This is a genomic window from Micromonospora sp. NPDC047756, from assembly GCF_055587245.1.
In genome coordinates, this window is sequence record NZ_JBVJGQ010000008.1 from 151,444 (window position 1) to 172,223 (window position 20,780).

The 20,780-nt window shown below is 72.4% G+C and carries 18 protein-coding genes; 7 read left to right on the forward strand and 11 right to left on the reverse strand.

Annotated features, from left to right (window positions below; translation table 11 throughout):
• Window positions 1-29: 29 nt before the first annotated feature.
• On the reverse strand, window positions 30-908 hold the full coding sequence (locus ACZ6NZ_RS26350) for a transglycosylase SLT domain-containing protein (protein ID WP_465860752.1): 879 nt from the start codon (window positions 906-908) through the stop codon (window positions 30-32).
• A 34-nt stretch (window positions 909-942) separates the two neighbouring features.
• On the reverse strand, window positions 943-2,364 hold the full coding sequence (locus tag ACZ6NZ_RS26355; RefSeq protein ID WP_465860753.1) for a DedA family protein: 1,422 nt from the start codon (window positions 2,362-2,364) through the stop codon (window positions 943-945).
• Between the two features lie 133 nt (window positions 2,365-2,497).
• Between ACZ6NZ_RS26355 and typA the strand changes: the two genes are divergently transcribed.
• From typA to ACZ6NZ_RS26370, 3 genes are all read left to right on the forward strand, one after another.
• Window positions 2,498-4,366 carry a translational GTPase TypA gene (gene typA, locus ACZ6NZ_RS26360; RefSeq protein WP_366609392.1) on the forward strand — a complete coding sequence of 623 codons (1,869 nt, stop codon included), beginning with the start codon at window positions 2,498-2,500 and terminating at the stop codon, window positions 4,364-4,366.
• Window positions 4,367-4,481: 115 nt separating this feature from the next.
• Window positions 4,482-5,333, forward strand: a complete 852-nt coding sequence (locus ACZ6NZ_RS26365) for a serine hydrolase (RefSeq protein ID WP_465860754.1) — start codon at window positions 4,482-4,484, stop codon at window positions 5,331-5,333.
• Between the two features lie 75 nt (window positions 5,334-5,408).
• Window positions 5,409-6,110, forward strand: coding sequence for a lysoplasmalogenase (locus ACZ6NZ_RS26370; RefSeq protein WP_465860755.1), 702 nt, complete (start codon window positions 5,409-5,411; stop codon window positions 6,108-6,110).
• Here ACZ6NZ_RS26370 and ACZ6NZ_RS26375 read toward each other — a convergent pair.
• Window positions 6,079-6,876 (reverse strand): tyrosine-protein phosphatase, encoded by a 798-nt coding sequence (locus tag ACZ6NZ_RS26375; protein ID WP_465860756.1) that lies wholly within the window; start codon window positions 6,874-6,876, stop codon window positions 6,079-6,081. The genes ACZ6NZ_RS26370 and ACZ6NZ_RS26375 overlap by 32 nt on opposite strands.
• Before the next feature lie 44 nt (window positions 6,877-6,920).
• On the opposite strand from ACZ6NZ_RS26375, the gene ACZ6NZ_RS26380 reads away from it, so the two are divergent.
• Both ACZ6NZ_RS26380 and ACZ6NZ_RS26385 read left to right on the forward strand, forming a co-directional pair.
• Window positions 6,921-8,018 carry a mandelate racemase/muconate lactonizing enzyme family protein gene (locus ACZ6NZ_RS26380; RefSeq protein ID WP_465860757.1) on the forward strand — a complete coding sequence of 366 codons (1,098 nt, stop codon included), beginning with the start codon at window positions 6,921-6,923 and terminating at the stop codon, window positions 8,016-8,018.
• Between the two features lie 60 nt (window positions 8,019-8,078).
• A complete protein-coding gene (locus ACZ6NZ_RS26385) occupies window positions 8,079-9,002 on the forward strand; it encodes a C40 family peptidase (RefSeq protein ID WP_465860758.1) in 924 nt (307 codons plus the stop codon).
• Window positions 9,003-9,117: 115 nt separating this feature from the next.
• Here the strand turns inward: ACZ6NZ_RS26385 and ACZ6NZ_RS26390 are convergent, their stop codons facing one another.
• From ACZ6NZ_RS26390 to pnuC, 3 genes are all read right to left on the reverse strand, one after another.
• Complete coding sequence (locus ACZ6NZ_RS26390; RefSeq protein WP_465860759.1) at window positions 9,118-10,116, reverse strand: TerC family protein; 999 nt, start codon at window positions 10,114-10,116, stop codon at window positions 9,118-9,120.
• Window positions 10,117-10,432: 316 nt separating this feature from the next.
• The gene (locus tag ACZ6NZ_RS26395) at window positions 10,433-11,557 is read right to left on the reverse strand and encodes an AAA family ATPase (protein ID WP_465860760.1); all 1,125 of its coding nucleotides are present in this window, start codon (window positions 11,555-11,557) and stop codon (window positions 10,433-10,435) included.
• Window positions 11,554-12,210 (reverse strand): nicotinamide riboside transporter PnuC, encoded by a 657-nt coding sequence (pnuC, locus tag ACZ6NZ_RS26400; RefSeq protein ID WP_465860761.1) that lies wholly within the window; start codon window positions 12,208-12,210, stop codon window positions 11,554-11,556. Before pnuC ends, ACZ6NZ_RS26395 begins: the two co-directional genes overlap by 4 nt.
• 117 nt (window positions 12,211-12,327) lie before the next feature.
• Between pnuC and ACZ6NZ_RS26405 the strand changes: the two genes are divergently transcribed.
• Entirely contained in the window at window positions 12,328-12,621 is a 294-nt protein-coding gene (locus ACZ6NZ_RS26405; RefSeq protein WP_366609404.1) for an antibiotic biosynthesis monooxygenase family protein, read from the forward strand.
• A gap of 122 nt (window positions 12,622-12,743) precedes the next feature.
• Here ACZ6NZ_RS26405 and ACZ6NZ_RS26410 read toward each other — a convergent pair whose 3' ends face one another.
• The 4 genes from ACZ6NZ_RS26410 to uvrB all read right to left on the reverse strand — a co-directional run bounded on the left by ACZ6NZ_RS26410 (window position 12,744) and on the right by uvrB (window position 17,310).
• The gene (locus tag ACZ6NZ_RS26410) at window positions 12,744-13,601 is read right to left on the reverse strand and encodes a helix-turn-helix domain-containing protein (protein WP_465860762.1); all 858 of its coding nucleotides are present in this window, start codon (window positions 13,599-13,601) and stop codon (window positions 12,744-12,746) included.
• Between the two features lie 187 nt (window positions 13,602-13,788).
• Window positions 13,789-14,157 (reverse strand): VOC family protein, encoded by a 369-nt coding sequence (locus tag ACZ6NZ_RS26415; RefSeq protein WP_366609407.1) that lies wholly within the window; start codon window positions 14,155-14,157, stop codon window positions 13,789-13,791.
• A gap of 152 nt (window positions 14,158-14,309) precedes the next feature.
• Window positions 14,310-15,128, reverse strand: coding sequence for a helix-turn-helix domain-containing protein (locus tag ACZ6NZ_RS26420; protein WP_465860763.1), 819 nt, complete (start codon window positions 15,126-15,128; stop codon window positions 14,310-14,312).
• A gap of 73 nt (window positions 15,129-15,201) precedes the next feature.
• The gene (gene uvrB / locus ACZ6NZ_RS26425) at window positions 15,202-17,310 is read right to left on the reverse strand and encodes an excinuclease ABC subunit UvrB (RefSeq protein WP_366609409.1); all 2,109 of its coding nucleotides are present in this window, start codon (window positions 17,308-17,310) and stop codon (window positions 15,202-15,204) included.
• Window positions 17,311-17,610: 300 nt separating this feature from the next.
• On the opposite strand from uvrB, the gene ACZ6NZ_RS26430 reads away from it, so the two are divergent.
• A complete protein-coding gene (locus ACZ6NZ_RS26430; RefSeq protein WP_465860764.1) occupies window positions 17,611-19,371 on the forward strand; it encodes a hypothetical protein in 1,761 nt (586 codons plus the stop codon).
• Between the two features lie 8 nt (window positions 19,372-19,379).
• On the opposite strand, the gene coaE is transcribed toward ACZ6NZ_RS26430, so the two are convergent.
• Window positions 19,380-20,561 carry a dephospho-CoA kinase gene (coaE, locus tag ACZ6NZ_RS26435; protein WP_465860765.1) on the reverse strand — a complete coding sequence of 394 codons (1,182 nt, stop codon included), beginning with the start codon at window positions 20,559-20,561 and terminating at the stop codon, window positions 19,380-19,382.
• Between the last annotated feature and the right edge of the window lie 219 nt (window positions 20,562-20,780).

The window sequence follows — 20,780 nt, forward strand, 5'->3', positions numbered from 1 at the left end:
CGGCGAACCCGCCCCGGCCCCGACGAGGGTCAGTACGTCAGGCAGACGCACTCGTTCATCAGTGCCCGCACGTTGCGCACGTACGACGGGTTGGGAATGGTCAGCGGCTCGCCCTCCTGAGCCACCGCGCCATGCCCGAAGTTGTACGCGGCGATGACGGCGTTGAGCAGGCAGGAATTCAGCTCGCTGGTGCACAGTGCCGGGTCGAGCCGGAAGTCGGACTCGAAGTACATGTCGCCGATGTACTTCGTCGCCCAGGCCAGGTAGGTGGCGCCGAGGTAGGCGTTGTCCTGGTACGCGTCGATCTTGTAGCTCTTCTCGAACCGCTGGTTCATCCACGTCGCGGTGTCCGGCATCACCTGCAACAGCCCGACCCCGCCGTCGCAGGCGTAGATGTTGGACTGCCAGCCGCTCTCCTGCCACGCGGTGGCCTTGAGCAGGTCGAGCGGGATCGTGATGTCCGGTGCCGAGACCGGCCAGTAGGTGCGGTCGGCCGCGTTCGTCAGCGCCGCCTTCACCGCGGAACGCGACGCCTGGCTGCCCTTGTAGGTGGGTTTGCAGGAACTCGGCGCCGGCTTCGGCGGCGCCGGTGGAACCTCGGTCTCGGTGGGCGGCTTCGGCACCGGGCGCGGCTTCGGCGCCGCCCGGGTCGGCTTCTTCGTCGGCGTCTTCGGCTTCGGGGTGGCGCTGCGACTCGGCGCGGAACCCATCGATTCCACGGCGCTCAGCGACGGGCTCGGCTCCCCGTCGACCTCGTCGGACGGGGTATCGGTCGGCCCGTCGGTGATGGCGACCGGCGCGGCCAGGCCCGATGGGCTCTCCCCCTCGGCGGCGCAGCCCACGAGCGCGCTCGCCAGCAGAAGCCCGGCGAGCACTGCGGCGCCCAGCCGATCGGTGCGTCGAACCATGCCGTTGCCTCCCCCGTGTGATTGTCGCCGCACCTTAACAAGGTTCGACCGGGCGGCGTTGCCCCTGCGAGGGCCGCCGGGGGGCCTGGTCCACCGGGGGCTGACCGTTGGCCACCGCCCGGTCCCGGGTTGCCCAGGCGACCATGAACACCACGGTCCAGAGCACCCCGAGCAGCACCGCCGCGGCCGTCCCGCTGGCCGTTTCCAGTCCGAGATAGAGCCGCGCGCCGCCGATCCCGAGCAGCCCCGCCGCGGCGGCGGTCCAGGCAGCCACCGCCACCGGCCAGCGGGCGCTGCGCGACACCAGCCACGCCAGGGTGCAGAAGCTCGCCGCGACCACGGCGCTCTGGGTGGAGAGCGCCGCCACCTCACCACCGCCCGGGGCCGTCCCGTGCGGGCCGGTCAGTTCGGCCACCACGGCCAGCACCACCAGCGGCACGAACGCGCCCGCGGTGCCGACCACGCTGAGCAGATCCGTCCGCCAGGGTCGGTTGCGCCACGCCAGCACCGCCGCCACCAGCGCCACCAACAGGATCAGCACCGACCCACGTACCACCGACACCACGACCAGTGTGGCGTCGGCGGCGTCCGGGGTACGCCGAGCCGCGAACCACGCCGCGATGGCACCGTCCAGCGCGGCCAGCCCACTGTTGCGGACCGCCACCGCCAGCAGACCGGCGATGGCGAGCCCGGCGGCGAACAGCAGCAGCAACCCGGCGGCCAGATTGAGCAGCAGCGTCCAGGCCGGGCCGATCCGCATGGCCACCAGAAAGAACAGCACCCCGTAGCGGGCGGTCAGCCACCGCACCGGGGGCAGTGCGCCGGCCCGGGACAGCAGCGCGCGCACCGGGTCGGGGTTACGGCCCAGCCACCGACCCACGAGCACCACACCCACCAGGCCGGCCAGCAGCAGGAACGCCACTCCGGTGGCCCGGCCCAGGAGCCGGGAGACCGTGTCGTACGACTCACCGGCGAGGTGACCGAGCAGCACCGAGCCGCCCACCCAGGTCACCACCCCGGCCAGGTTCCAGAGGGCGAACCGCCGGTACGGCATACCTGCCGCGCCAGCGAGCCGGGGCACCAGGGTCCGGGCGAAAGCCACCCATCGGGCGGCGAACACCCCCCGCCCGCCGAGGCGGGCGAGCATGGCGTCGGCGCGGGCCCACCGCTGCGGCCCGACCCGATGACCCAGCCCGGCGCGCAGCCGGGAGCCGTACCGCCGTCCGGCCCGAAAGGCCAGCCCATCGCCGAGAACCGCCGCGACGATCATCGCGAGCAACGCCGGCCCGAGCCGCAAGGTACCGTTGTAGGTGAGGAAGCCGACGAGCAGCAGGGTAGCCTCACCCGGCACGAGCAGGCCGAAGATCACCGCGGTCTCGCCCGCCACGATCAGCGCGGCGACCAGGTAGATCCACAGGGTGGGCAGACCCTGCACCCAGGTCAGCAGGTCGTGCACTCAGGCCCCCAGGACACGGGAGCCAGCATGCCAGCCCGGGGAACCACCGGCACAGCGGTTTCACCATAGATCAGGGGCACCTGGGGGTGACCCCGACGCAGCCTGCGCGAGCGCAGGCGGAAGGATAGAGGGTATGCAGCTTCGCACCGACCTCCGCAACGTCGCCATCATCGCTCACGTCGACCACGGCAAGACCACCCTGGTCGACGCCATGTTGCGGCAGGCCGGCGCGTACGGCGCACGCGGCGAGAACACCGAGCGGGTGATGGACTCCGGTGACCTGGAGCGGGAAAAGGGCATCACGATCCTGGCCAAGAACACCGGCGTGCGGTACCTGCCGGCGGACGGCTCCGACCCGGTCACCATCAACATCATCGACACCCCCGGCCACGCCGACTTCGGTGGCGAGGTGGAGCGTGGCCTGACCATGGTCGACGGTGTGGTGCTGCTCGTCGACGCCAGTGAAGGCCCGCTGCCGCAGACCCGCTTCGTGCTGCGCAAGGCGCTGCGGGCCCGGATGCCGATCATCCTGGTGATCAACAAGGTGGACCGTCCGGACGCCCGGATCAAGGAGGTCGTGGACGACACCTACGAGCTCTTCCTCGACCTGGACGCCGACGAGGAGCAGATCGACTTCCCGATCGTCTACGCCTGCGCCCGCGACGGCATCGCCTCGCTGACCCAGCCCGCCGACGGCTCGGTGCCCGACGACAGCACCTCCCTGGAGCCGCTGTTCCGCACCCTGCTGGACACCATCCCGGCACCCGCCTTCGAGGACGGCGCGCCGTTGCAGGCGCACGTCACCAACCTGGACGCCTCGCCGTTCCTCGGCCGGCTGGCGCTGTGCCGGGTCCGCCAGGGCACCATCAACAAGGGTCAGACGGTCGCCTGGTGCCGCACCGACGGCAGCACCCAGCGGGTCCGCATCTCCGAGATGCTGATGACCGAGGGCCTGGAGCGTAAGCCGGCCGAGACCGCCGGCCCCGGCGACATCATCGCCGTCGCCGGCATCCCCGAGATCATGATCGGTGAGACCCTCGCCGACGTCGACGACCCGGTGGCGCTGCCGCTGATCACCGTCGACGAGCCGGCCATCTCGATGACCATCGGCACCAACACCTCGCCGCTGGTCGGCCGGGTCAAGGGCTCCAAGGTCACCGCCCGGATGGTCAAGGACCGGCTCGACAAGGAGCTGATCGGCAACGTGTCCCTGCGGGTCCTGCCGACCGAGCGGCCGGACGCCTGGGAGGTGCAGGGCCGCGGCGAGCTGGCGCTGGCCATCCTGGTCGAGCAGATGCGCCGGGAGAGCTACGAGCTGACCGTCGGCAAGCCGCAGGTGGTCACCCGGGAGATCGACGGCAAGACCTGCGAGCCGGTCGAGCGGTTGACCATCGACGCCCCGGAGGAATACCTGGGCGCGATCACCCAGCTCCTCGCCACCCGCAAGGGCCGGATGGAGCAGCTGGTCAACCACGGCACCGGCTGGATCCGGATGGAGTGGCTGGTGCCGGCGCGCGGCCTGATCGGCTTCCGCACCGAGTTCCTCACCGACACCCGGGGCACCGGCATCCTGCACCACGTCTTCGAGTCCTACGAGCCGTGGTTCGGTGAGCTGCGGACCCGCAACAACGGTTCGCTCGTCGCCGACCGGTCCGGCGCGGTCACCGCCTTCGCGATGATCAACCTTCAGGAGCGCGGCCAGCTCTTCGTCGAGCCGACCACCGAGGTGTACGAGGGCATGATCGTCGGGGAGAACTCCCGCTCCGACGACATGGACGTCAACATCACCAAGGAGAAGAAGCTCACCAACATGCGGGCGTCGACCTCCGACGAGACGGAGAAGCTGATCCCGCCGCGCAAGCTCTCCCTGGAGCAGGCCCTGGAGTTCTGCCGCGAGGACGAGTGCGTCGAGGTCACCCCGACCGCCGTCCGCATCCGCAAGGTGGTGCTCGACCAGCAGCAGCGGGGCCGCGCCGCCGCCCGCCGCAAGCACGCCGGCTGACCCACCCCGCACCCGGCACCGGGCGCGTCGACCGCTTGCGGTCGGCGCGCCCGGTTGTTTTCCACCCCGCCGGGTACGCGAGCCCGGCCACCCCTGATCCGCTACGGTCACCGGCATGACCTGGGATGATCTCGACGCCCACCTGGACCGGGTGCCCGGCACCGTCTCCGCGTACGTGGGGCGCCTCGACGCGCCGCCGACCTGGACCCGCCACGCCGACGCCGGCCACTACGCCGCGAGCACCATGAAGGTGGCGGTGCTCGCCGCGCTGCACCGCGCCGCCGAGGCCGGCACCCTGGACCTGGACGCCCCGGTCCCGGTCGTCAACGACTTCGCCTCCGCGCAGCCCGGCGCACCCCGCTTCGCCAACGCGCAGCCCTACGACAACGACGACGCGGTCTGGGACCGCGTCGGCGGCACCGCGACGCTGCGGTGGCTGGCCGACCGCATGATCGTGCGCTCCAGCAACCTCGCCACCAACCTCGTCCTCGGCCACGTCGGGCTGCCCGCGGTCGCCGAGGTCTGGGCGCTCGCCGGTGCCCGCAACAGCGTCACCGGCCGCGGCATCGAGGACTTCGCCGCCCGCGAGGCCGGCATCACCAACACGGTCACCGCCGCCGACCTGGCCGCCCTGCTCGGCGCACTGGCCACCGGGGCCGACACCCCCGGCCCACTCGCCTCACCGGCGGCCTGCACCACCATGCTGGACGTCCTGCTCGCCCAGGAACACCGCGAGGACCTCGCCGCCGGCCTGCCCACGGGCACCCGCATCGCCCACAAGAACGGTTGGGTACGCGGCGTCCGCCACGGCGTCGGCGTCGTGCTGCCCGACGACGCCCCGCCGTACCTGATCGCCGTCTGCACCACCACCGACCTGGCCGACGCCGACGACCAGGTGGAGGACGACGCCTGCCTGCTGCTCGCGCACATCTCGGCGCAGGTCTGGGCCGCCCGCCACCACCTCTGACCCGAGCGCCTCGGCGGCGAGGCCAACGCCGCCGACTGCGGCTACGCTGCTCGCACCCCCACCCCGGAGCCGCCGATGCCCCGCAGTCGCACCCTGCTGATCGCCTTCCTCGTCGTGACGGCCGCGAACCTGCTGGCCAACGCCACCGGCGGCGGCCTGGCCTTCCTGCTCACCAAGCCGCTGCTGATGCCGTTGCTGGCCGCGTACCTCTGGCGGGCCAGCGCCGAACGCGCGGCCCGACCGGACCGGCTGCTGCTCGCCGCGCTGGCCTTCGCCACCGGCGGCGACATCGCCCTCATGATCGACGGCACCGGCTGGTTCCTCGCCGGGATGGCCTGCTTCCTCGGCACCCACCTCTGCTACCTCGCGGCCTTCACCCGACGCGGCGCCGCGACCGCGCTGCGCCGCACGCCGCTGGCCGCCGTCCCCCTGGGGTACGCGGCGCTGACCGTCATCGCGCTGACCTGGATGTGGGCGGGGCTCTCCGATGCCGGGCTGGCCGTACCGGTGGCCGGCTACGCGATCGCGCTGGCCGCCATGGCCAGCACCGCCGCCACCCAGGGCTGGCGGGTCGGTGTCGGCGCCGCGCTCTTCCTCGGCTCCGACCTGCTGATCGCCGCCGGGGTGGCCGAGGTGGCCCAACCACCCGGCGCGCCGGTGCTGGTCATGGCGACCTACGCCGCCGGCCAGGCACTGATCGTCACCGGCTGCGCCGCCCGCGCCGGCACACCCACCGACGCGCCGGTCACTCCAGCAACTGCGCCCGCAACGCGGTGAGGTCGGCGTCGGTGAGCCCCAGCCCGTCGCGCAGGTACGCGTCGAACGATCCGTGCACCCGACGCACCTCGGCGTAACCGGCGTCGAGATACTCGGCGCGGACCTCCAGCACCGGCACCACCGCGTCGACGTCCAACTCGGGATTCCGCCGACGCATCGCCTCGACGATCACCGCCCGCAGGCTGTCGGTCAGCTCGTTGTTGCGCAGGTAGTCGGCGCGGACGGCCGCCTCGTCCACCCCGAGCGCCGTCAACAGGATGACGGTCAGCCAACCGGTGCGGTCCTTGCCGGCGGAGCAGTGGTAGAGCAGCGGCAGATTCTCCGGGCGGGACGCCAGCCGCACCGCCTCGGCGAAACCGACCCGCGCCGACTCACCGGTGACGAACCAGCGGTAGATCGCCTCCATCGCCCCCGCCGTGCCCTGCCGGGCCAGCTCGGCGTACGCGTTCAGGTCGTGTCCGAGCAGTACCGCCGAGACGTACGTGAAGACCGGGTGCTCCGCGTCGTGCACCGGCAGGCGCACCACCCGTGGCTCACCGGCGAACCGGTCCTCCGGAGCGACCGCGATCTCCGAGGCGTCGCGCAGATCCACCACGCACGCCGGCCCCAACTTCGCCAGCACCGGTAGGTCCTCGTCGGTCAGCCGACCCAGCGCCGGCGTGCGGATCAACTGGCCGACCCGGACCCGCCGCCCGTCCGCGCCGACGAGCCCGCCCAGGTCACGCGCGTTCGGCGCACCCACCAGCTCCCAGCCCTGCCCGGTCATCCGGTCTCCCCTCCGAAGGTGAACCTCCGTATAGGGTGCCTGACATGACGATCTCGGCGGTACGCACCCACCGGGTTTCCGCCCCCTTACACACCCCGTTCGTCACCGCGCTACGCCGCACCACCACAGTGGACACCCTGGTCGTCGAACTCGTCGACAGCGACGGCCGGTCCGGCTTCGGTGAGGCGCCACAGGTCTGGCAGGTCACCGGCGCGTCGGTCGCCGGCGCGCAGGCGTGCGTCCGCGAGCTGCTCGGCCCACAGCTGATCGGCCGTGACCCGGACGACCTGGTGACCCGGTGCGCCGAGGTGCAGCGCGCCGTGGTCGGCAACGAGGCCGCGAAGGCGGCGGTGGACGTCGCCCTGCACGACCTCGCCGCGCGGCGACTGGGCGTACCCCTGGTGCGGTTGCTCGGGGGCACCACGCTGCGGGTCCCGACGGACGTCACGCTGGCGGCGGGCGACGCGGTGGACCTGGCGACCGCGGCACGGCAGCGGCAGGCCGACGGCTTCGGCGTGCTCAAGTTGAAGGTCGGCACCGACGCGGCCAGTGACCTGGACCGGGTGCGCGCGGTACGGGCGGCCGTCGGCCCCGGCACCCGGATCCGGCTGGACGCCAACCAAGGCTGGAACCCCCGGGAGGCGGTCCGGGTGATCCGCGGCATCGAGGACGCCGGGCTCGACGTGGAACTGGTCGAGCAGCCGGTGGCCCGCTGGGACCTGGACGGGCTGGCCTGGGTCAGCGACCGGGTGTCCGTGCCGATCCTGGCCGACGAGGCGGTCTTCGGGGTGCGTGACCTGGTGGAGGTGATCCGCCGCCGGGCCGCCGACCTGGTCAACGTCAAACTGGCCAAGTGCGGTGGACTGCACCCGGCCCGCACCCTCCTCGACCTGGCCCGCGCGCACGGGCTCGGCACCGTGGTCGGCTCGATGATGGAGAGCCAGGTCGGCATCGGGGCGGCCGCGAGCCTGGTCGCCGCGTACGGCACCACAGCGGTGGCCGACCTGGACGCCGCCTGGTGGCTGGCCTGGTCACCGGTGCAGGGCGGCATTCGCTACGACGGGGCGACGGTGGTGCTGCCGGACGCCCCTGGCCTGGGCATCTCCGGCCTCACTGAAGCAAAAGTGCAGTCCCGTGGTTGATGCCTGTCGGTTTCTTTCATAGGGTTCCCCTGGACAGCCGCACACGATCTGGGGGTTGACGTGGAGCTGCAACCGGGCCGCGAGGCCGTCGTCCGGGTCGCGGTGGCGACGCTGTGGAGCTCCCCCGAGGCCGTCCGCCCGGTCGACCGTCCGGCGCTGACCGCCGGCGCCGACATCCCGACCTGGGTCTCCGGGATGGACACCGACCAGCAGGTCGGCGACTGCGTGCTGAGTCAACTCCTGCTCGGCGAACGGGTCCTCGTCAGCGAGCTACGCCCCGACGGCTGGGCCCGGGTCGTCGCCGTCGAACAACCAGCCGCCAAGCTGGATCCGCGCGGCTACCCGGGCTGGCTACCCGCCGAGCAGTTGGCCGTTCTCGCCCCGACCCGCACCGGCACCGACCAACCGCTGGTGGTCGACGCCACGGTCACCGGGCTGCACGCCGCCCCGAACGGACCGGTGGTGCTGCCCGGCGTCGTCGTCGGCACCCGGCTCCTCCCGGCCGGCCCCGCGCTCGACGACTGGCGGCCGGTGCACGTTCCCGGTCGGGCCACCCCGCTCTGGCTGCCCGAGGGCCACCTGGTGTCGCCGGCGGACGCGTCGCCGACCGCCGCGCACGCGCTCGCTGTGGCACAGCGCCTGCTGGACGTGGTCTACATCTGGGGTGGTCTCTCCGCGCACGGCATCGACTGCTCGGGGCTGGTGCATCTGGCCTGGCGGCGGTTCGGGGTGCTGCTGCCCCGCGACGCCGACGATCAGGCCGTGGCCACCACCCCACTGTCGTTGGGCGCGGAACGCCCCGGCGATCTCTACTTCTTCGCCCGACCGGGCCGCAAGATCCACCACATCGGCATCGTCACCGCCGCCCCGGGCGACGGCGGCCAGCGCCGGATGCTGCACGCCTGCTACCGGCGGCGGCGGGTCATCGAAGAGGCACTGCCGGCGGACCGGACCGCCACACTGGTGGGCGCACACCGGGTCTGAGGCCAGTCTCGGTCGACCCTCAGCCGGAGTCCAGGCAGCGGGGGGCGGCACGGGCCGGGCAGCACGTCCGTCACCGGCCGGGCGCCTGTTCGCACCCGGCCGGTGACCGGTCAGGTCAGCGTCGGGCGTCGGCCAACTCGCGACGCCGGTCCCGGGAGGACTTCACCAGGCTGGCGACGGTGGCGACACCCAGGGTGCCGATGATGACCAGCAGCGACAACCAGATCGGGATGTGCGGCGCCCAGCCGACGTGCTCGCCGCCGTTGATGAACGGCAGGTTGTTGTCGGCCAGCGCCTCCAGCACCAGCTTGACCCCGATGAACCCGAGCACGACGGCCAGGCCGTAGCTCAGGTAGATCAGCCGGTCCAGCAGGCCACCGAGCAGGAAGTAGAGCTGCCGAAGGCCCATCAGCGCGAAGACGTTCGCGGTGAAGACCAGGTACGGCTCCTGGGTGATGCCGAAGATCGCTGGGATCGAGTCCAACGCGAAGATCAGATCGGTGGTGCCGATCGCGATCATCACGATCAGCATCGGGGTGAACAGCCGCTTGCCGGCCACGTGGGTGGTCAGCTTCGCGCCGTCGTACTCCTTCGAGATCGGCAGGGCCTTGCGGCTCCACCGGATCAGCACGTTCTCGGAGAACTCGTCCTCGTCCGGCTCACCCTGCCGGGCCAGGTTCACCGCGGTGTAGATCAGGAACGCGCCGAAGATGTAGAAGACCCAGGAGAACTGCGTGATCAGCGCGGCACCCGCGGCGATGAATCCGCCGCGCATCACCAGCGCCAGCACGATGCCGACGAGCAGCACCTTCTGCTGGTACTGCCGGGGCACCCCGAAGCGCGCCATGATGATCACGAAGACGAAGAGGTTGTCCACCGAGAGGCTGTACTCGGTGAGCCAGCCGGTGTAGAACTGGCCGGCCGCGCTGGCCCCGGAGGTCAGCCAGACACCCGCACCGAAGAGCAGGGCGAGACCGACGTAGAAACCGACCCAGAGGCTCGACTCCCGCACACTCGGCTCGTGCGGGCGCCGACCGATGATCAACAGGTCGACGAGCAGGACCGCAGTCAGTGCGACAAGCGTCCCCGCCCACACCAATCCGGACACGTCCAACGTTCATTCCTCCGGCAGACACGCGGCGTCGGGCACACCGTACGCCCCTGCGGGAGCCGGCGTGCCGCTGTCGCTCACTCTGGTGACTGTCGGAGGTCTCTTCCGCCGCCGCCCCTGGGGGCGACGACCTACGGGGCCGGGTCGGGCGCCGTGGTTCCGGCGATCGACCGTGCTGACGACTCCGTCGCGGGGGAATACTCCCCTCCTTGATGACCATTGTTGCCCACCACGCGGCGTGATCACACCCCGGGCACCCGGTGGCGCCGGACACGGCTCGACGCGTCCGGCCGCACACCCGCTACGGCTTCCTAGGAGGCTAGTGCACACCGGGTGCGGCGATCGGGTCGGCGAGCGACCAGCCGGCGGCCAGCAGGTCGTCGCAGGCTCGCACCGCCACCGCCAACCGATCGGCGTGCGACCCGGTCAGCTCCACGACCGGCACCCCGCACCCGGCCAACTCGGCCCGGAAACGCTCGGTCATCCAGGCCCGGAGGTGCTCACCGTCGCGCAGCCCGTCGTCGGTGAACGGCACCCCCCGGTGATCCGTCAGCAGATACAGCGCCGGCCGACGGGCCGCCGCCCGTACCTCCTCGGACGCGCTGCCCAGGTAGCGCTCCTCCCACACCGCCGTCGCCCGCGCGTCGGTGTCGCAGACCAGCAACGGCCCGCTCGTCCGGGCCGCCGCGTCCTCGGCCGCCTGCTGCTCGCGCACCACCGCGCGGAAGTCGTCGGAGTCCCAGGCGACGTCGAAGACGGTCGCCTCCGGCGCTCGTTCCCGCAATCGGGCCAGCTTGTGAGCGGTCAACTCCCGGCCGTACTCCGGCACCCAGGACGTGCCGTAATGCCCGGCCAGCGCCGCCGCCATCGTCGTGGTCCCGGTCGACTCGGCCCCGACCACCACCACCCGCCGGACGAACCACGCCCGCACCGGCGGGCTCAGCCACCGCCAGTGACCCGCCGGGTCCGCGCGCACGGCCGTCCCGGAAACCGGCACGGTCCGCCGGTCCGGATCCACCGACACGGGTACGGCGTGGAAGCGGCGCGCCAACTCGACGCCGTACGCCTCGGAGGAGAAGACCGCGTCCACCGACCCCGGTCCCACCGCCTCGCGGAACACCGCGCAGTGCGCGTCCCAGACCGCCGGATCGGCGTAGTCCACCGGGTGGTCGTCGTACCGGCCGACGACACGGACCCACGGCGTGTCCGCGTGCACCTCCCGCAGCCAGTCGAGGCGCAGCGGAAGCGGAATGGACTCCCGACGCGAGGGCGCCACGACGACGGTCACCTCGGCGCACCGGGCGGCGGCGGCCCGGATCACCGCGTGGTGCCCGGCGTGCGGCGGATAGAACTTGCCCACCACCATCCCGTGCCCGAACTCGGCGGCGGAGCGACGTGCCGGCCCGCGCGGCACCGGCGGCCCGCCAGATGTCGCGGGGTTCACGCGGTGACCGGGGCCGGGCCGGGCGGGACCGTGCTCGGCCGGTCGGCCCGACGCAGATCGGCGCGCCAGGCCCGCAACCCGAGCACGCACAGGACGAGGAAGACCAGGTAGAGCACGGCCGTCAGGTGCAGTCCCTTGTACGCGTACAGCGGGATGTAGATCAGGTCGGCGGCGATCCAGAGCCACCAGCTCTCCACCCGCTTGCGGGTCTGCCCGTACGTGGCCAGCAGGGACAGCGCCGTGGTCAACGCGTCCGGCAGCGGCACCGTCGAGTCGGTGGCCCGGTCCAGCAGGGCCCAGAGCGCTCCCGTGAGCAGGAGCCCGGCGGCGGCCAGCCCCAGCCACTCCCGCCGCCCCGTCCGGCTGACCGTGAGTCGGGTACGCCGCTCGCCCCCGAACAACCAGTGCCACCAGCCGTAGCAGCCGAGCGCCACGTAGACGACCTGGAGCCCCGCGTCGGCGTACAGCCCGGCGGTCCAGAACAGCACCATGAGCAGCAGCACGTTGGCGATGCCGATCGGCCAGTTGGCAATCTTCTGCCGGGCCACCAGCCACACGTTGAGCACACCGGTCGCGAACCCCAGCAGCTCCGCCCAGGTGGTGCCCGTGCCGGCCACCCGAAACGCGGTGCCGGTGAGCCAGTCGATGATCACGAGGCCACCCTAGGGTCCGTGTCAACGCCCTCGGTCGAGCCGAGGCGGAGTCCAGGCAGTGGTCCGGCACGGACCCGCGACACCGACCGCCCCGATCGCCGTGGGAGGCTGTCCGACATGGTGCTTGAGGTCGCGTTGATCGACGTACTACCCGGACACGAGGACGCGTTCGCCGCCGCGTACGCCGAAGGTCACCCGGTACTCGCCGGAGCGACCGGCTGCCGGTCCGTGCGGATGACCCGAGGAATCGAGTCACCGACCCGCTTCGTGCTGCTCGTCGAATGGGACTCGGTGGAGGCGCACGAGAACAACTTCCGGGCCACCGAACGGTTCGACACGTGGCGGGCGTTGATCGGGCCGCACTTCGCGGGACCGCCCATTGTCGAACACTTCCTCGACGTGCCGGCCTGAGCCGAGCTGTCGTACCCCGCGGTTATCCTGCCGGGCGCACGCGCCGGCCGCCGGTCCCGACGGGCTCGGGGGCGCCGGGCCCGGTGGCCGCGCGGCGCGTCACCGTCGGCACCGGTCAACACTCACTCGCCGACGCGGCGGGCCAGCACGGTGACCGTCTCCTCCGGTGACAGCGCCGCGGCCAGCAGCGCCGCGGTCATCCGCTCGTAGCGGTCGACGTCGAGCACGGTGGCCAACCGGACGTCGGTGGTCAACGCCTCGATCATGACCGTGCGCGGGTCGGCCGGGTCGGGAAAGGCGTAGCAGGAATACGGTGTGAGCGGGTGCAGCCCGCCACCGGCCGCTCCGCGGGGCAACAGCCGCACCGTCACGTGGGACAGGCCGGTCACGGCGACCAGGTGACGCAGCTGTTCGCGCCAGACCGCCACCGGCAGGTCACCCGGGTCGCAGACGGCCTCGGCGAGCACCGCCGTGTAGCGCGGCGGGTAGGCCCGCCGGAGCACCTCCTGCCGCAGTGCCCGTGCGCGCACCTCGGCCTCCACATCGACGTCCGGCGAGAGCTGGGCGCCGGCGCTGACCAACACCCGGGCGTACGCGGGCGTCTGGAGCAGCCCCGGCACCACCGACGGCTGGTACTCGACGATGTCGGCGGCACCCGCCTCCAACTCGGCGTAGGTGCGTTGCCGTTCGCTCATCTCGCCGAGCGTCTTCCACCAGCCTCGACTGGTCGCCGCGTCCCGGGCGATGACGATCAGCGCCTCCCGGGCGGGCGTGGGCACCTTGTAGACGTCCAGCAGGTCGAGCACGTCGGCAAGGTCGGGGCGACTTTGACCCAGCTCGATGCGGGACAGCTTCGACGTCGAGGCCCAGCCCAGCCGGTCGCAGACCTGCTCCAGGGTCAGCGACTCGCGCCGACGGAGTTGGCGCAGCTCTGCGCCGAGACGTGCACGTCGAATGACTGGACTTGTTGGCAGCGGCATCCCGGCCTCCCCACCGAGGGAGACTACGCAGGACGATCACCCAGTGCAATAGCGTGCTCGCGCACCGCAATCAGGGCATTCGACGCCGCTGGCCGGACCGGCCCGCCGGAACACATCGTTTCCGCAGGTCAGTGCGTTTTCGGATCGCGAAGGCGGGCCGTCCAACCCCGATCGGCGGTAGCTGGACTCAGGGCCGGTAGGTGCCGAAGGACCAGACGTTGCCGGCCAGATCGCGGGCCGCGTAGTCACGGGAGCCGTAGTCGGTGTCGAACGGCTCGCGAATGATCTCGGCGCCGGCCGCGCGGGCCTGGGCGCAGTGGGCGTCGACGTCCGGCACGGCCACGTAGACCGACCAGTCGTCGTCGGCCGGTCGCGGCGGGGCGTCGGCCCGACCACCCAGCATGATCATGCCGGTGTCGAGGACCAGTTCGGCGTGCGCGACCGCACCGTCCGGGGCCTCGTGCACGGTGTGCACCCGGAAACCGAAGGCGGCACCGAGCCAGTCGATCGCGGTGCGGGGATCGGGATAACGGAAGATCGGATAGATGGTTCGCATGACCCGATTCTGTGGCCGGTGACGGGGCTCCGGATTGGACGAATGTGACCTCGGCGGGTCGCCGAACCGGCTCCGGTCGCCCGGCGACCGTCAGCGGCCGGGAAGCAGCGCGGCCGTCAGCGGCCGGGCGGCTGTCAGCGGCCCGGCGGCTGTCAGCGGCCGGAGAGCAGCGCGGCCGGCGTGGCCCCCGCGAACTCGTGGAAGTCGCGAATCAGGTGGGACTGGTCGTAGTAGCCGCAACCCGCCGCCACGGCGGCCCAGTCGACGCCCCGCCCGGCCCCGCCGGCCTGGGTCGACGCGGCCTGAGCCCGCTGGAAACGCAGCAGCCGGGCGGCCATCTTGGGCGGTAGCCCGACCTCCTGCCGGAACCGGGACGCGAGGTGCCGGCGGCTCCAGCCCAACTCGTCGGCGAGCGCACCGACGCTCCCCCGCCCACCGCTGGCGGCCAGCCACCGCCACGCCCGGTCGAGCCGCGGGTCCACCGGCGGGGACGCCGCCAGCCGGGCGGCGAGCACCGCGTCGAGGAGGTCGAACCGCTCCGACCAGCCGGTGGCCTCGGCGAGCCGGCCGCGCAGCCGATCCAGCCAGCCGCCCGGGAGCTGCCCGACGCCGACGGCCCGATTGGTCAGCTCACCCAGGGGCAACCCGAGAAGCCGGCGGGCGGCCAGGGGAGCGAGCAGCAGCTCGACGCCCTCCCCCACGCCCACCGTGCGCGTGGTGCACCAACTGTCGAAGGTGCCGGCCACGAACGAGTCGACAGCGGTGACGCCACGCTGCGCGCAACGCGGGTCGGTCACGTCCAGCGGCGCACCCCAACCCAGTATCAGCACCACGAAGACGCCCGCCGACTCCCGACGGACCAGTGGCACGTCCGCCCGTTCCCGGTAGCCGACGTACCTGTCGACGAACGGACGCAGGCTGGCCTCGGGCAGCCCGAAGACCATCTCGCCGATCGGCGCCGCCGCCGTCACCAGTGCCCGCCCTTCGCGTGCCCCGCTCGGCCCGGCCCGAGCGGGGCGCTGGGCGGGGCCGACCGGCTGGCCGTCACTTCACGCCGGCGGCGTCCATGCCGCGCAGCTCCTTCTTCAGGTCGGAGACCTCGTCGCGGATCCGGGCCGCCAACTCGAACTGGAGCTCGCGGGCGGCGGCCAGCATCTGGTCGTTGAGCTCCTGGATGAGCTGGGCGAGGTCGGCGCGGGCCATTCCCTCCCGGGAGGTGGCGCCCGCGGCGGACCGGCTCCGACTGCGGGTCTCCTTGACCGGTGCCTTGCCTCGGGAAAGCTGACGCACCGCGCCGCCGACCCGGGAGTTTTCGGTGTCCTCCGCCTCGCGGTAGATGTCGTCCAGGATGTCGTGGATCTTCTTACGCAGTGGCTCCGGGCTGATGCCGTGCGCCTCGTTGTGCGCGATCTGCTTGGCCCGACGCCGATCGGTCTCGTCGATCGCCGCCGCCATCGAGGGGGTGATCTTGTCGGCGTACATGTGCACCTGGCCGGAGACGTTACGGGCGGCCCGACCGATGGTCTGGATCAGCGACCGGCCGCTGCGCAGGAAGCCTTCCTTGTCGGCGTCGAGGATCGCCACCAGCGACACCTCGGGCAGGTCCAGACCTTCGCGGAGCAGGTTGATGCCGACGAGCACGTCGTAGTCGCCCTTGCGCAGCTCGCGCAGCAGCTCCACCCGGCGCAACGTGTCGACCTCCGAGTGCAGGTAGCGCACCCGGATGCCGTTCTCCAGGAGGTAGTCGGACAGGTCCTCGGCCATCTTTTTGGTCAGCGTGGTGACCAGCACCCGCTCGTCCCGGTCGGTCCGCAGCTTGATCTCGTGCATCAGGTCGTCGATCTGGCCCTTGGTCGGCTTGATCACGACCTCCGGGTCGATCAGACCGGTGGGTCGGATCACCTGCTCGACGAACTCGCCCTGAGCCTGCTCCATCTCCCAGGTGCCGGGGGTCGCGGAGAGGTAGACCATCTGGCCGACCCGCTCCAGGAACTCGTCGAAGCGCAGCGGCCGGTTGTCGGCCGCGCTGGGCAGCCGGAAGCCGTGGTCGATGAGCATCCGCTTGCGGGACGCGTCGCCCTCGTACATGCCGCCGATCTGCGGGATGGTCACGTGCGACTCGTCGACCACCGTGAGGAAGTCGTCGGGGAAGTAGTCGAGCAGGGCGTGCGGCGGGCTGCCGGGCAGCCGCCCGTCCATGTGCATCGAGTAGTTCTCGATGCCGGAGCAGAAGCCCACCTGCCGCATCATCTCGATGTCGTAGGTGGTGCGCATCCGCAGCCGCTGCGCCTCCAGCAGCTTGCCCTGCCGCTCCAGCTCGGCGAGGCGCTCGGCCAGCTCGACCTCGATGTCACGGATCGCCCGTTCCATCCGCTCCGGGCCGGCCGCGTAGTGGGTGGCCGGGAAGATCACCAGCTGGTCGACCTCGCGGACCACGTCACCGGTCAACGGGTTGAGGTAGTAGAGCTTCTCCACCTCGTCGCCGAACAACTCGATCCGGATCGCCAGCTCCTCGTACGCCGGGATGATTTCCAGCGTGTCGCCGCGAACCCGGAAGGTGCCCCGCTGGAAGGCCATGTCGTTGCGGGTGTACTGGATGTCGACCAGCCGGCGCAGCAACTGGTCGCGGTCGAGCTCCTGCCCGACCTGCGCCTTCACCGCCCGGTTGAGGTATTCCTCCGGGGTGCCCAGGCCGTAGATCGCCGAGACGGTCGCCACCACGACAACGTCGCGGCGGGTGAGCAACGACATCGTCGCCGAGTGCCGCAGCCGCTCCACCTCCTCGTTGATCGAGGAGTCCTTCTCGATGTAGGTGTCGGTCTGCGGGATGTACGCCTCGGGCTGGTAGTAGTCGTAGTACGAGACGAAGTATTCGACCGCGTTGTGCGGCAGCAGCTCGCTGAACTCCTTGGCCAGCTGCGCGCAGAGCGTCTTGTTCGGGGCGAGCACCAGGGTGGGGCGTTGCAGCCGCTCGATCAGCCACGCCGTGGTGGCACTCTTGCCGGTGCCGGTCGCGCCGAGCAGCACCGTGCTGCGGTCGCCGCGCCGAACTCGACGCTCAAGCTCATCGATGGCTGCCGGTTGGTCGCCGGCCGGCTGGAAGTCACTGACGACCTGGAAGCGGCTGTCCAGCCGGGGAATGTCGAGCGCCATGCCATCAACGGTACGCCGGAGGTCCGACAGGAACGGCCGTCACGCCAGGTACGTGATCAGCTTCAATATTCCCATTGTGTGGCCCATGTCACCGGGACTACCCTCTTCATGTAGGCCGCTCGCGGCGGCCGACCGGGCCGGTGGCCCAGGCCAACATCACGGCCGGTCACCCCCGGCACTGCGGTCGCAGCACCCGGCTCGTCCGGCGTGCGCACCCGTGTGGTCGCGCTCGAGGCGCAGACCGGCCGCCGCGAGCGCCCCTGCTCGTCACCCCGGTGCCTCCCCGCCCGTTTCATCTCCGTGGACACCTCTGCGACCCCGGCGCCCGACACCGCCCGCACCGCCACGCCCTCCCCGGCAGCACCAGGCACCGGCAAGGGCACGGCCAGCGGCAAGAGCACGACCGGCGGCAAGAGCCCGACCGGCGGCAGAGGCCCCGGCACCGGGAGCGGGCCCACAGCCGGCCGGTCCGCCGGCGGCGCGCGCCGAGCCACCGCCGGCCGCAGGGCCAAGGACCCGCGGCGGACCGCCGCCGAGCGAAACCTCGCGGAGAACCGCGAGATCACCCGCCGTGGCGACACGCCAGACACCACTGACACCACCGGGGCCGACACCGCCGGGCCGCCCCCGACCGGCCGTCGTCGGCGTACGGTGCTGCTGTTGCTCGGTCTGACGGCGGTGACGTCCGCGACCGCGCTGGTGCTCGGGCTGTTGAGCTGGGCACCCGACCCGCCCGAGCCGGCCCGGCCGCTGACCCTGGCGGAGCGTGAACGGCTGGCCGCCGTGCGGGTCACCAACCTGCGGGACCTGCGCGCCGGCGTACGGGTCACGGCTGGTACCGGTGCCGCCCGCACCGAACTGGTGGGCTGGGTGGACTGGTCCCGGTCACTGCTCTACCTGGACGTGGGCGGGCCGGGAGCGGGTGCCGAACGGGGACTGTTGCAGAGGAGCGGTCCGGTGCTGGTGATCCGGCCCGACCCGGCGGCGGTGCCCACTCCCGCCGCCCCACCACTGATGCCCCCGGTGGACCGGTGGCGGTTGCACCGACCGGCACCGGGGTCACACCTGGCACCGGTGCTCGACCTGCTCCTCGATCTCGCCGCCGACCGCCCCGACACCACGACCCGGACGGCACCGTCCGACGAGGCGCGCTGGCTCGCCCGCGAGGCCGTTCCGGCCGGCCCGCTGGACGTCATACAGGCACCCCTGCCCACCGGTGCGTCAGCCGCCAGCACCGGCACCCCCAGCGCCGCGACGCCCGCCCCGGACGGAGAGACCCGCTACTGGCTCGATCAGGACGCCCGACTGCACAAGCTGGTGACCGTGCTGCCCGGCACCGGTCCGGTCACGATGATCTTCAACCGTGTGGATCGGCCGACACTCCGACCGGTGGACGCACTCGGCGGTCGCCCCGGTCTGCCCCGCGCGCTGACCGACTCCGAGCAACGTCGGCTCGACCGACTGCCGGCCCGGCTCCGCGCTCACGGCGGTGCCACCGTGACGCTGACCGCGGCCATGGGCACCGACACGAACCTGCGGGGCGCAGGCTGGTTGAGCTGGACCGCGCGCAGCGCCTACCTCGCGGTCGCCGACCTGGGCGTACCCGATCGCCGGACCCTGCTGCGCCGCGACGCCGGCGGCCTGGCCCGGGCGGACCTGCCGGCGGCCGATGGTGGGGGCGGCACCGCGGAGGCGCCGGCCCGGCCGCCGCTACCGCCCCCGGCCGGTGGATGGCGGGCCTCCCGACCCGCCCGAGACGACCTGAGTGCGCTGGTCGACGCCGCGATAGCCGCCGGGTCGGTCGGGCAGCGCGGCGCGGCCGTGCGGGTACGCGAGGACGTCATCGCCGGACGGACAGTGGACGTCATCGAGTCGGGCCCGGCCGACGCGCGGCTGCGTTACTGGCTCGACCGGGACGGGTCGCTCCGCCGCCTCGAGTTGCGGACCGACGCCGGCGCGTGGGCACACCTGGACCTCCAGCCCGCCGTCGTGCCCCGACAGGCTGCCAACCCTCGACCCCCGGCCCCTCGCTCTCCGACCCCACGGCCCGGTGCCCGCTGACCGACGCCTCAGGGACGCCAGCCGGTCTGCGCGGCCCACTGCTCGGCCCGCAGATACTCCTCGTCGAACCACGGGTTGCGGCCCGTACCGGAATCGCCCGCTACCGGCGCCGCGTCGATGAGGTCCCGCTTGAGCAGCAGATACGTGGCTCGCTGATCCGGGTCGGCACGCAGGTGGTCGCGCATCAACAGCGCGTACCGCCAACCCGGCGAATCCGCCACCCGCACATGCAGACGAACGGGGCGGGCCGGGTCCGCGCTACCGTGCAACCGCTTCTCCCAGCGGCCCCGGCCGGCCGGGCGCGGATCGTCCCACCACTGCCCCGGCACCCGCGGGAACCCCGCGCCCGCGAGCCGATCGACCAACGACCCGTCGGCCTCGGCGAGGCTGGCGACCGCCACCTGCACGTCGATGACGTTCTGCGTGGCCAGACCGGGCACCGCCGTCGAACCGATGTGATCGATCCGGAGGGCACTCGCACCGAGCGCGTGCTGGATCCGGGCGGCCAGCCGCTCGTACTGCTCCGGCCAACTCGCGTCGGCCCAGGCCAACTCGGCCTCGTCGGGCGGGACCACCCGCCGCTGGCGCAGATTGTCCTCGTACGGCACCAACCGCCGCTTCCAGAGCAGGTCGACGGCGTCGTGCAGCGCCGTCAGGCTCCCGTCGTTGGTCAGCACCACGTCCGCCGCCGCCCGGCGGCGGGCGTCGTCGGCCTGGGCGGCGATCCTCCGCTCGGCCTCCGCGCGACCCATCCCCCGGTCGCGTTCCAACCGCCGCAGTCGGGTCGCCACGGCCGTCTGCACCACGACCACCAGGTGGTACGTCGGCGCGAGACCCACCTCGACCAGCAGCGGTACGTCGTTGACGACGATCGCGTCCGGTGCCGCCGCGGCGGCCAGTTCCGCCGTGCGGGCCCGGACCCGGGGGTGAGTGATCGCCTCCAGCCGACGACGGGCGGTCTCGTCGGCGAACACCACCGCTCCCAGCGCGGCACGATCCAGTGCGCCGTCGGCGTCCACCACCGCGTCGGAGAAGGTGGCGACGATCTCGGCCAGCCCGTCCGTACCCGGTGCCACCACCTCCCGGGCCACCCGGTCCGCGTCAATCAGCACCGCGCCCCGCTGGACGAGCCGCGCGGCCACCGCACTCTTTCCTGACCCGATCCCGCCGGTCAACCCCACCCTCAGCACCCGAACAGTCAACCGGATCGTCAAACCCGCCGCCAACCCACCGCCCCGGCGACCTCGCCACCACCCCACCCCGGGCCCGATGACCCCCGCCCGCGCGCCGCCGGCCGACCGCCCCGCCGCCCTGCCGCGCCCCGCGCCCCGCGCCCCGCGCCCCGCGCCCAAGATCCGAACACCTTCCCGGAAGTTGCTGCCTCCGACACGCGCGGAGACACCAACATC